This is a genomic window from Paractinoplanes brasiliensis, from assembly GCF_004362215.1.
GTDB classification, from domain to species: domain Bacteria; phylum Actinomycetota; class Actinomycetes; order Mycobacteriales; family Micromonosporaceae; genus Actinoplanes; species Actinoplanes brasiliensis.
Window position 1 is genome coordinate 3,785,426 of sequence record NZ_SNWR01000001.1, and the last position, 12,074, is coordinate 3,797,499.

Consider the following 12,074-nt stretch of genomic DNA (forward strand, 5'->3'; position numbering starts at 1 on the left):
ATAGGCAAGCGACGACAGTTAGACGGTTGCCGAATCAACGACAGAGGTATTGACATGTGAATGTGCAACGGAGGGCCCGCCGAATGTATCGGATCCCTCTTGGCGAGCGGTCCGGGCATCGGTTACGTTGAGAAAACCGTATCCGTGCGGAGATCTCGACAACGCCCGAACTGACCTGCTCAGACGGCCATCCGGGGAGTCGTACCGTGACCGATTCACCCCCACTCGAGCTGACCCCCAGAATGGAACCGGTCATCCAATCGGTTCTCGCCGAGAACGCGCTCCTGCACCAGCTGGCGGACGGACTCGGCTCGCCCCTCAACATCGTGCTGCCCGAGGCTCTGGCCCCCAATGTGGAGTCTTTCCGAGCGGTCTATCGGCGGCATCGGCTGCGTGGCCACATCTATTTCGCCCATAAGGCGAACCGTTCCGCGGCGCTGCTGCGGCAGCTGGCCGCCACCGAGGCCGGGGTCGACGTGGCCTCCCTGGCCGAGCTGCAGCACGCGCTCGGTGCCGGCTTCACCCCCGACCGGGTGATCGCCACCGGGCCGAAGAACCGGGAGTTCCTCTGGCTGGCCGCGCGCACCGGCGTGCTGGTCAACGCCGACTCGCTCGACGAGGTGAGCGAGCTCGCCGCCCTGGTCGCGGTCGACCGCCTGCCCCGTGTACGGGTCATGGTGCGGCTGTCCGGGTTCGCCTCGCACGGCGTACGGCTGATCAGCCGGCGCAGCCGCTTCGGGGTGCCGGCCGACCGGCCGGCCGAGGCGCTCGACCGGCTCGAGAAGCACGCCGACCAGCTGGAACTCGTCGGGGTCGCGTACCACCTCGACACCATCGGGCAGCCCGAGAAGGCTGTCGCGCTGGAGGGCTGCCTGGCCGCGATCGACGAGTGCCGCCGCCGGGACGTCGGGGCCTGGTCGATCGACATCGGCGGCGGGTTCGGCGTCAACTACCTCGCCGACGCCGGGCAGTGGGAGCGTTACACGTCGGAGCTGGCCCAGGCCGTGCTCGGGCGGCGGCCGCCGATGACCTGGAACGGGCACGGGTACGGGCTGCGCAACGAAGGCGGGACCCTGCGCGGGGCGCTCGGGTTGTATCCCGCGTACCGGCCGGTCTCCGGGCCCGGTTATCTCGACCAGCTGCTCGCCACGCCGGCCCCGGAACAGCGCAGGCCCCTGGGTGAGCTGCTGCTCGACAGCATGATCGACCTGGACATCGAGCCGGGGCGGGCGCTGCTCGACCAGTGCGGCCTGGTGTTGAGCCGGGTGCTCGAGGTGCGTACGGAATCCTCGGGTCTGCTGGTCCGGCTGGAGATGAACGCCCGCGACGTGAGCCTCGAGGAGCACGGCGTGCTGATGGATCCGGTTCTCGTCGGGCGTGCCGAGGACGAGCCCACCGAGGTCTTCCTGCTCGGCAACCTCTGCCTGGAGTCCGACCTGATCACCCGTCGCAAGGTGACCCTGTCCGCCCGGCCCCGGCCCGGTGACCTGCTCGCCTTCGTCAACACGGCCGGCTACTTCATGGACTTCAGCGCCACCGCAGCCCTGCGCCAGCCGATCGGTCGCAAGGTTGCCCTCTACCGCGACGACGGCCGGTGGGGCTGGTGCCTCGACGAGCAGTACTGGCCGGTTCACGAGCGCACGGAGGCAGCATGAGATACGACGACATGACCGAGGCGATCGGGAACACGCCGCTGGTGCGCATCGACCCGGCGGTGCACGGCCTGGTCAACATCGACCTCTACGCCAAGATGGAGCTGCTCAACCCGTTCGGCTCGGTCAAGGACAGGGCCGCCCTGCAGATGATCCGCCCGCTGCTGCCCGGCGCGGCCGAGCGCGGCGACACCGTGGTCGAGCTGTCCAGCGGCAACACGGCCAAGGCGCTGGCCCTGATCGCCGGGATGCACGGCCTGCCCTTCAAGAGCGTGACCAACCGGATGAAGGTTCCCGAGATCAAGGACCTCTTGCTGCTGCTCGGGGCCGAGATCGAGGAGCTGCCGGGCCAGGCCGAATGCCTCGACCCGACCGACACCGAGGACCCGCTCTCGCGCATGCACGCCACGCTCAGCGCCAACGGCAGCGGCTATGTGCACACCGACCAGTACTTCAACGAACGCAACGTCGAGGCGCACCTGCACGGCACCGGGCCCGAGATCGTCAAGGATCTGGACGGCCGGGCGCCCGACTACTTCGTCGCCTGCGTGGGCACGGCCGGCTCGTCGACCGGGACGGCCCGCGCGCTGCGCCAGCACGACCCCGACGTACGGGTGATCGGGCTGGTCGCGGCGAAGAGTGACTTCATCCCGGGGATCCGCACGATCGACGAGGTGCACGAGGTGGGGCTGTTCGACCCCGGCGTCTACGACACCCTCGAGACGATCACCTCGGACGATGCCATCGACGGGCTGCTGACGCTGGTACGCCGTTGCGGAACCCCGGCCGGACCGACCGGGGGCGGAGCCTTCCAAGGGGCCGTACGCCACCTGCGCCCGATCGACGCCACGTTGACCTCGCGCCGGACGGCCGTCTTCATCGTGTGCGACCGGGTCGAGAGCTACCTGAGCTATTTGCGGGAACGCCGTCCCGCGCTGTTCGGCCGGCCCTCACGCCGCAACGACGTGTCCACGCTGACGGCGGAGGAGATCGCCGCGGCGCCGACGGTCGGCGTCGAGGAGGCGTCGCGCCGGCCCGGGCTGATCATCGACCTGCGCAACCCGCACGCGTACCGCGCGTTGCACATCGACGGGTCGATCAACATCGTCGACGAGCTGTTCGCCGAGCTGCTCCACGGTGGACTGCCGTTCGGGCGGCGGCAACCGGTGCTGCTGGTCTGCCCGGTCGGCGAGAAGTCGGCCCGGTACGCCGCGCTGCTGCGCCGGATGGGACACCTCGAGGTGCGGTCGCTGGCCGGCGGGGTCATCGCCTGGCGGGACGCGGGTGCTCGGCTGGTGCGTGACTGATGACGCTGACCCTGGAGACGAGCTGGCCGGTCGGCGTGCGGTCGCAGTTCCCGCTTCTGATGGCCAACCCCGGCGTGGCCTATTTGGACAGCGCGGCCACCTCGCAGAAGCCACAGGTGGTGCTGGACGCCGTGATGTCGTACCTGACCAGCGAGAACGCCAATGCCGCGCGGGGCACGTATCCGTGGGCCAACCGCACCACGGCCCGGATAGAGGACACGCGCGACCGGGTGCGGCGTTTTCTGCACGCGGGGGACCGGTCGGGCGTGCACTTCGTCGACGGGACCACAGCGGGGTTGCGTACGGTGGCTCTGGATTGGCTTGTGTCGTTCCTCTCGGACGGCGACGAGATCATCGTGCCGTTCGCCGATCACAGCGCCAACCTCGTGCCCTGGCTGGACGCCGTCGCGCTGCTGGAACGGCAAGGGGTGCGGGTCACGGTGCGGCCCATGCCCTACGACGCGGCGCACGACTACGACGTGGCCCGGCTGCCGATCGGGCCGCGTACGCGGTTCATCGCCGCCACCCACGTGCATCACGTCTACGGCAACGACATGAACGTGCACCGGCTGCGAGCGGCGGCCGGGCCCGACATCCCCATCTGCCTCGACGCGGCGCAGAGCTTCGGGCACATGCCGATCTCGGCGGACGCGCTGGACGTCGACTTCATCGTGTTCTCGGGGCACAAGGCGATGGCGTTACCGGGAATCGGGGCGGTGTGGGCCGCGAACAAGCGCGGACCGGTGTTCCAGCCGGCCGGGTGGAGCGGGTCGCCCAACACGGCCGGGATCGTCAGCCTGGCCGCGGCGATGGACTGGCTCTCGTCCGTCGGGCTCCCGCGTATCTCGGCACACATCGTCGCGCTGGGCGGACGGCTCACGGCCGGGCTGTCCGCCCTGCACAGCTACGAGGTGCTGGGCTGCCAGGACAGTCTGGCGGCGGGCTCGGCGGTGCAGCGGCGGCACGGCATCGTGACGTTCCGGCACCGCGAGATCGGCTCCAACGACCTCGGTTTCATTCTGGCCTCCGACGGGTTGCTCGTCCGCGCCGATGGCCACTGCCAGGGCACGGAGGGAGAGAAGACGTCCTCCGTGCGGGTGAGCCTGCACGTCTACAACACCGCGGAGGAGGTGGATCGGCTGCTCTCGGTGTTGTCCGCCCTCGACTGACAGCCGGCGTGCTCTGGCGCGACGGCCGCCACGCCGCGATGGCGGCCGTCGCCTGACACTCGTTCGTTCATTCACTCTCCGCCGCACCGGCGGCCGGCCGGCCGTTTTCACTCACGGCCGGTCAACGGCCTCATTCGGGAGCCGGTCGGGGGCAGGTCAGCTGCCGATCGGGCCGCCGTCCAGCCGCCACGTCACCACCACGGACGGTTTCGCGTAGTCGCCGTCGGGCCAGGTCGAGGCCGGCTTGTCCATCGTCGCGCCGGTGACCTCGCCGGGGTGCTGCACGGCCACGAAGACCGAGCGGTCGTCCGAGGTGATGAACGGCCCGCACGTCTCGGCCCCCGGCGGAACCGTGAGGAACTGCCGCAGATGCCCCCGCTCGGGCCCCTCGATCGGGGTCGCGAACAGGCCGTCGTTGCTGCCCAGCGCGTTGCCGTCGGTCGAGATCCACAGGTTGCCGGCGCTGTCGAAGGCGACGTTGTCGGGGCAGGAGATCGGTGACACGGCCGTCTTGTCGTAGCCCGCGAAGTAGGTGTTCGGGTCGGCCGGGTCGCCGCACACGATCGGCAGCGACCAGGTGAAGCTCTCGCCCGTGTGGTCGCCGCGGTCCTCGACGATCTCCAGGACCTGCCCGTGCCGGTTCGCGCGCCGCGGGTTCGCCTCGTCGGGTCCGGCGTTCGTGCTCACGCCCCGGTTGGTGTTGTTGGTCAGGGCGGCGTAGATCTTCCCCGTACGCAGGGAGGGCTCCACATCCTCGGGACGGTCCATTTTGGTCGCGCCGACGGCGTCACCGGCCATCCGCGTGTACGTCAGCACCTCGACCGCCGTCATGCCCGGCACGAACGACTTGTTCCCGGCGACCAGCTTGATCCACTTGCCGGCGCCGTCGAACGCTCCGTCGGCGGGCAGCTTGCCGGAGCCGTCGATCTCGGCCGCCGGGCTGTCCCCGGTGAGCTGGGCAACGTAGAGCGTGCCCGATTCGAGCAAGGTCAGGTTGTGCCGCCGATCGCCGGGCCGGTACTTCTTGTCCGACACGAATTTGTAGAGGTATTCGAAGCGCTCGTCGTCACCCATGTACGCCGCGACCCGCCCGTCCTTCGCCACGATGACGTTGGCACCCTCGTGCTTGAGGCGGCCCATCGCCGTGTGCTTGCGCGGCGGCTCGTCGGGAGCGAGCGGGTCGACCTCGACGATCCAGCCGAACCGGTTCGCCTCGTTGGGGTGCTTGGCCAGGTCGAAGCGCTCCTGCGCCCGTTCCCACCGGCGCGATTCGCTCGGATAACGCGTGGTGGTCGTGATGCCGTACCGGGCCAGCCGGGGCTTGAGATCGGCGGGCGCCTCATCGCCGCCGACGAAGTACTGATTGAAGTTCTCCTCACCCGAGAGCACCGTGCCCCATGGGGTGACGCCGCCGGCGCAGTTGTTGAGGGTGCCGATCGGGAACAGGCCGCGCGGGTCGGCCGCCGTACGCACCAGCGCCGACCCGGCAACCGGCCCGTCGAGGCGGAACGGGGTGGACAGCATCGTCAGGCGCCGGTTGTACCTCAGCCGACCGCCCCTGGCCTGCCGCCACTGCCCGGTGCCGCCGACACGTTCCAGCTCGACCACCGACATGCCGTGCGCCGCCATCGCCACCTCGATCTGGCCGACGGTCATCGCCTCGAGCGTGGTGAAGCCGGGGAACATGAGTTCCTCGGTGGTGTACTCGTGGTTGGCGACCAGCAGGGCGCGGTCCCGGCCGAGCGGGATGACGCCGAGGAAGTCGTTGTTGTAGCCGAACTGCCGGACCTGTCGCTGCGCGGTCTGCCGGTCGGGGTCGAACTCGGGCGCGCCGGGGATGATCGGGTCGCCCCAGCGGATCACCACCGCGGAGTCGTAGCCGTTGGGCACGATGAACGTGTCGAGCGTGTTGGGCGGGATCGGCTTGAAGCTGAGTTCACCCGGCTTGGCGCTCCCGCCGGCTCCGCCCCGAGCGGCCTGATCCGCTGCCTCTTCTGCGGTCCAGCCCTGCGCGGCCTGATCACCGGCCGGAACGGCCCCGGAAACGGGCGCCACCCCCGGAGCGGCAGAGGCTGGACTCGCGGCGGCCGCGGCCGCGCTGCCCAGACCGAGCACGAGCGCGCCCGCCCGCATCACGCCGCGCCGGGTCATCGCCGCGCTGACGACGTCGCCGAAATATGGGTTGTCCGTGGGGTTGGCCACCGGGTGCTCGCAGGCGTTGCCGCAGCGATAGCGGCACGTCATCGCGTCCCGCGAGCCTCCGCTGTGGCCGAGCAGGGGTAACGGGCGGCGGTCCGGATCGGGCATCGTTGCCTCCTCGACGAAGTTGATCCCAGGTAAACACAGATCCGACCGGCGATCGTGATAGATCGAAGTCGATGCGCTTCCTGCCAACCGTGAGGATCCGGACCTTCCGCGGCGAGCGGCCGCCACACTCGGCGGGTGTAGCCGACCCCCGCGCTCGGGTGTGGCGTCCTTCGTCCGGTGTGGCGACTTCCGCGCCCGGGAGTGGCGATCCCCCGTCCGGGGCGGCGGCCGTTCCGGTTGTGGCCGCCGCCGCGCGGGGATGGGAGCTGCCGCCGGGGTCAGGCGCCGACCGGGCGGCCGTCGAGGCGCCACGTCACGACCACGCCCGGCTTCGCGTAGTCGCCGTCGGGCCAGGTCGACGCCGGCTTCTCCAGCGAGGCGCCCGAGATCTCGCCCGGATGCTGCACCGCGACGAACACCGAGCGGTCGTCCGAGGTGATGAACGGCCCGCACGTCTCGGCACCCCTCGGCACCGTGAGGAACTGCCGCAGATGTCCGCGCGAGGGGCCCTCGATCGGCGTCGCGAAGAGGCCGTCGTTGCTGCCCAGCGCGTTGCCGTCGGTCGAGATCCACAGGTTGCCGGCGCTGTCGAAGGCGACGTTGTCGGGGCAGGAGATCGGCGAGACGGCCGTCTTGTCGTACCCGCCGAAATAGGTGTCCGCGGCGGCCGGGTCACCGCACACGATCGGCAGAGCCCACGTGAAGGACTCGCCGGTGTGGTCGCCCCGGTCTTCGGTGATCTCGAAGATGTGTCCGTGCTTGTTGGCGTTCCGCGGGTTCGCCTCGTCGGCCGCGGGGTTCGAGCCGACGCCCCGGTTCGAGTTGTTGGTCATGGCCGCGTAGATCTTCCCCGTACGCGGTGACGGCTGCACGTCCTCGGGACGGTCCATCTTGGTCGCGCCGACCTTGTCACCGGCGAGCCGGGTCCACGTGAGCACCTCGGCGGCGGTCATGCCGGGCACGAACGACTTGTTCCCGGCGACCAGCTTGATCCACTTGCCGGCGCCGTCGAACGCTCCGTCGGCGGGCAGCTTGCCGGAGCCGTCGATCTCGGCCGCCGGGCTGTCCCCGGTCACCTGGGCGACGTACAGGGTGCCGGATTCGAGCAAGGTCAGGTTGTGCCGCCGATCGCCTGGCCGGTACTTCTTGTCCGACACGAACTTGTAGAGGTAGTCGAAGCGTTCGTCGTCACCCATGTACGCGACCACGTGCCCGCTGCGAGCCACGATGACGTTGGCGCCCTCGTGCTTGAAGCGGCCCAGCGCGGTGTGCTTGCGGGGCGGCGCCTCCGGGTCGAAGGGGTCGACCTCGACGATCCAGCCGAACCGGTTCGCCTCGTTGGGGTGCTTGGCCAGGTCGAAGCGTTCCTGAGCCCGTTCCCACTTGCGCGAGTCGCTCGGGTGACGCGTCGTGGTCGAGATGCCGTACCTGGCGAGCTTTGGCTTGTCCGCCTCGGGCACACCGTCACCGCCGACGAAGTACTGGTTGAAGTTCTCCTCGCCGGACAGCACCGTGCCCCACGGGGTGACTCCGCCGGCGCAGTTGTTCAGCGTGCCGATGACCCACTGGCCCTTGGGGTCGGCCGCCGTCCGTACAGGCGTGGTTCCCGCCACCGGACCGGTCAGCTTGAACCGCGTCTCGAGCGCGGTGATGCGGCGGTTGTAGCGCAGGTTCCGCGACTCGACGGGACGCCATTCGCCGGTGCGCCCGACCCGCTCGATCTCGACCACGGACATGCCGTGCGCGGCCATCGCGACCTTGACCTGCTCCACCGAGAGCGCGTCCTGGCTGGTGAAGCCCGGGAACATCAGGTTCTCGTTGGTGTACTCGTGGTTGACGACCAGCAACGCGCGCTCGTTGGAGATCGGCAGTACGCCGACGAAGTCGTTGTTGTAGCCGAACTGCTGCGACTGGGCTTTGGCGGTCTGCTTGCCCAGGTTGAACGCGGGGGCGCCGGGCACCACCGGGTCACCCCAGCGGATCACCACCGACGAGTCGTAGCCGTTGGGCACGACGAAGCTGTCCAGCGTGTTCGGCGGGATCGCGGTGAAGGTCAGCTTGCCGGCCTTGTCGCCGGCCGGGGGAGCCTGCCCGGTGCGAGGCGCGGCCACCGCCGGAGTCGCGGTCGCCGCGGCCGTGCCGCTCAGACCGAGCACGAGCGCGCCGGCCGCCCCGGCCCGCATGACCCCGCGCCGGCTCATCGACGCGTTGACGACATCGCCCAGGTACGTGTTGTCCGACCGGTTGGGCACGGGGTGGTCGCAGGCGTTGCCGCAGCGGTACAGGCAGGTCATCGCGTCGCGCGCGCCACCGCTGTGTCCGAGCAGCGGCAGCAGCCGGCGAGAGAGCTCAGGCATGCTTCTCCTATCTCAGGGTTGCCCGCACGCTAAGAGGGCAGGTTGGCGCGGCCCTCGACCCGAGATGAACTGCGGCTTAACGTATCGACGCGTGGCGCCCGGCAGGGTGCTGCCCGAGCTTCGCCTCCAACTGCTCGGCGGGCTGCGGCCGGTCGAGGTGATAGCCCTGCAGCAGGTCGGCCCCGGCCGCGGCGAGGGCAAGCGCGGTCGGCTCGTCCTCCACCCCCTCGGCCACGACGGTCAGGTCGAGCGCCCGCGCGATGGCGATCACCGAGTGGACGATGGTCGCCCGGGCGGGCGAGTCGTGCATGCGGCTCACGAACGACCGGTCGATCTTGAGCTCGTCGATCGGCAGCTCGGGCAGCAACCCGAGCGAGGTGTAACCGGTGCCGAAGTCGTCGATCGCCACCCGGATGCCGGCCGCCCGTATCTCGGCGAGCCGGGCCGCGGCCTGGTCGGGCCGGGTGAGCACGGCGGTCTCGGTGACCTCGACGGTGAGCAGCCGCGCGGGCAGCCGTTCCAGCTCGAGCAGGGCCAGGATGGTCGGCACCGCGCGTTCCTGGGCGAGGTACGCGGGCGACAGGTTCACCGACACCGGCACGTCGTGGCCCGCGCGATGCCACACCGCGGTCTGGTGCACGGCCTCGGCGAACACCCAGTCGGTGAGTTCCAGGATGACGTCGGAACGTTCGGCGTCGGGCAGGAAGACCCCCGGCGGCAGCATGCCCCGCTGCGGGTGCTGCCAGCGCACCAGCGCCTCGGCGCCGTTGATCTCGCGGGAGCCGGCGCTGTAGAGCGGCTGATAGTGCAGACGCAAATGCCCGGCCCGGATCCCCGTACGCAATTCCGTGAGCTGCCGCAGGTCGGCGCGGTGCGTCGTGGTGTCCCCGGCGGTCCAGAGCACCACCCCCGTACGGTCCCGTTTGGCGCTGCGCAGCGCGTCGGCGGCGTGCCGCAGCACCACGGCCAGATCCCGATGGTCGGCGAGCGACACCCCGATGCTGGTCTCGACGCTGACCGGGATGCCGTTCACCGTGTACGGCCCCCGGATGGCGTCGGTCAGGCGGCGGGCGATGGTGGTCAGCCCCTCGGCCGGCCCCGGCGCGGCCAGCAGCACCACGAACTGGTCGCCGTCGAGCCGGGCGACCAGGTCATCGGCCCGGCAGGTGGCCCGCAGCTCGGACGCGACCCGCTGCAGCAGCACGTCGGCGCCCTGCGGCCCCAGCATGTCGTTGGCCTCGGTGAACCGGTCCAGCCCCAGGTGCAGCACTGCCGTCAGCCGGCCGTCCTCGAGCCGTTCGCGTCCCGCCGACAGCGCCGCCGCGCGGTTGGGCAGGCCGGTGAGCTGGTCGGCGCGGGCGAGCCGGGCGTACCGGCCGGCCATCGCGGTGAGCAGGCCGAGCACGGGCGCGATGCCGAAGCGGCCGTCGGGCCAGCGCACCACGAGGGGCTCGTCGCGGGCGTCGTCGGGACGGGCCAGGGCGGCCTGGGCGGCCAGGTCGATGTCGGTGTCCGCGGGCAGCGTGAGGGTGGCCGGCCCGTCCGCGCCCACGGCGGTCAGCGCCGAGCCGAGGTTGCCCCGACCGGTGGCAACCTGATCGACCCGGGCCCGGCTGAGCAGACGGTGGCCGTCGGCGGCGGCGACCAGCACGCCGGGCAGCAGCGGCTCGGCGTTCACCATCTCGGCGACCTCGGCGAAGCGCGTGGTGTCGGGCAGGACGTCGACCGGGATGCCGAGCTCGCCCAGCTTGCGCGGGAGGCGTACCGAGGTCATGTGCGGTCCAGGTCGAAGCAGGCGCCCTCGACCACCCGGCGGCCGTTCACATCACCGGAACGCAGGCGCAGCCAGAGACGGCGTACGGCCGTTCCCTTGATCTCACCCTCGAACTCGGCGGTCTCCCCGCCCAGCGCCGCCCGCACGGCCTGGTGGAGCCGGTCGTGGTCGGCCGGGTCGAGCACCGCCCGGAACGCCGCGAGCACGTCGACCGAGGGCTCACCGGCGCCCAGCACTGGGGCCGGGTCGCCGAACGAGGCGGTCAGCAGCGGCGCACCGGCCGGGCCGGCGATCGCCGTGAAGCGGTAGACGGCCAGGCGGCGGGTCAGGTCCTCGAGGTCACGGCGGCCGGCCTCCAGTGCCAGCTGGGTGCAGCGTTCGGCGGTGCGGTCGAGCAGCACGCCGTCCCACACCGTGCTGCCGTCGCCGAGGCGGTACGGCCGTCCCACCCCGTGCAGCCAGCACCGTTCGCCGTTGGGCAGGATCAGGCTGCCCTCCCACCGCCACGGGTCGAGCGTGACCATCGATTCGACGACCGAGGCCTCGTACGCTGCCGCATCCTCCTGGGACACCAGGCCCAGCAGCAGGCCGGCGTCGGCCACCAGCTCGTGCGGGTCGTACCCGCAGATCTCCCGGGACCCCTCGGAGACAAAGGTGAACGTCCGGGTCCCGGCAACATCGATCTTGAACTGGAACAGCATGCCCGGCACGTTGTTGACGGTGGCCCGGAAGCGCCGCTCGGTCTCGCCCAGCGCTGCTTCGGCCCGGCGGCGGTCGGTGTCGTCGATGCCGATCGAGCAGACGCCGTACACCGAGCCGTCCGGGTCGGTGAGCGGGAAACGGGTCACCACGTACTGCCGGATCTCGTCGCCGAACGGCAGTTCCTCCAGCGCGGTGACCGCCTCGCCCCGCTCGATCGCCTGCTGGTCGTGCCTGCGGGCGGCAGCGGCCACGATCTCGGGCATCACCTCGGCGTCCCGGTGGCCCACCAGGTCGGCCGCGTTCACCTGGAACACGCGTTCGTACTCGGCGTTGACGAACAGGTACGACCCGGCGAGGTCCCTGGCCGAGATCATCGCCGAGGTGTGCTCCAGGATCGCGTTGATCAGCGTCGTGCTGCGCTGCAGCTCCTGCTCGGCCTGGTCGTGGTCGGTCTCGTCGGCGAGGAACGCGCAGAACCCGTCGGGCAACGCGTTGATGATCAGCTCGATCTGGCGCTCGGAGCCGTCGCGGTGGCGGCCCGGCACCTTGGCCCGCAGGCCGGGCCAGGCGTCGTCGGCCACCAGCCGCCGGGCGAACGCGGCCGTGTGCGCCGAGCGCAGGCGCTCCGGGACCAGCGTGTCGGCGAGCGGGCGGCCCAGGACCTCGGCGCGCGACCAGCCGAAGAGGCGCTCGGCGGCGGGGTTCCACTCGCGCAGGTTCCCCGCCCGGTCGATCTCGACGTAAGCCAGTGTGGTGGCCCGGAGCGCGTCACTCATCACCGTTGTGGCTTCGACCTGCACTACTTG

Annotated in this window: 7 protein-coding genes; 3 read left to right on the forward strand and 4 right to left on the reverse strand. The window is 70.8% G+C overall.

What is annotated here, in order from left to right:
- Positions 1 to 206 precede the first annotated feature (206 nt).
- The 3 genes from C8E87_RS16935 to C8E87_RS16945 are packed head-to-tail and all read left to right on the forward strand — an operon-like array spanning position 207 to position 4,128.
- Positions 207 to 1,655, forward strand: a complete 1,449-nt coding sequence (locus tag C8E87_RS16935; RefSeq protein WP_133873993.1) for a Y4yA family PLP-dependent enzyme — start codon at positions 207 to 209, stop codon at positions 1,653 to 1,655.
- Positions 1,652 to 2,959, forward strand: a complete 1,308-nt coding sequence (locus tag C8E87_RS16940) for a pyridoxal-phosphate dependent enzyme (protein ID WP_133873994.1) — start codon at positions 1,652 to 1,654, stop codon at positions 2,957 to 2,959. Before C8E87_RS16935 ends, C8E87_RS16940 begins: the two co-directional genes overlap by 4 nt.
- Positions 2,959 to 4,128, forward strand: a complete 1,170-nt coding sequence (locus C8E87_RS16945) for an aminotransferase class V-fold PLP-dependent enzyme (protein ID WP_133873995.1) — start codon at positions 2,959 to 2,961, stop codon at positions 4,126 to 4,128. The genes C8E87_RS16940 and C8E87_RS16945 overlap by 1 nt, the downstream gene beginning before the upstream one ends.
- Positions 4,129 to 4,284: 156 nt before the next feature.
- On the opposite strand, the gene C8E87_RS16950 is transcribed toward C8E87_RS16945, so the two are convergent.
- The 4 genes from C8E87_RS16950 to C8E87_RS16965 form a co-directional block, all read right to left on the reverse strand.
- Positions 4,285 to 6,435 carry a PhoX family protein gene (locus C8E87_RS16950; RefSeq protein ID WP_133873996.1) on the reverse strand — a complete coding sequence of 717 codons (2,151 nt, stop codon included), beginning with the start codon at positions 6,433 to 6,435 and terminating at the stop codon, positions 4,285 to 4,287.
- 278 nt (positions 6,436 to 6,713) lie between these two features.
- Positions 6,714 to 8,792, reverse strand: a complete 2,079-nt coding sequence (locus C8E87_RS16955; RefSeq protein WP_133873997.1) for a PhoX family protein — start codon at positions 8,790 to 8,792, stop codon at positions 6,714 to 6,716.
- 76 nt (positions 8,793 to 8,868) lie between these two features.
- A complete protein-coding gene (locus tag C8E87_RS16960) occupies positions 8,869 to 10,566 on the reverse strand; it encodes a putative bifunctional diguanylate cyclase/phosphodiesterase (protein ID WP_133873998.1) in 1,698 nt (565 codons plus the stop codon).
- Positions 10,563 to 12,044, reverse strand: coding sequence for a PAS domain-containing protein (locus C8E87_RS16965; RefSeq protein WP_133873999.1), 1,482 nt, complete (start codon positions 12,042 to 12,044; stop codon positions 10,563 to 10,565). The genes C8E87_RS16960 and C8E87_RS16965 overlap by 4 nt, the downstream gene beginning before the upstream one ends.
- Positions 12,045 to 12,074: the final 30 nt, after the last annotated feature.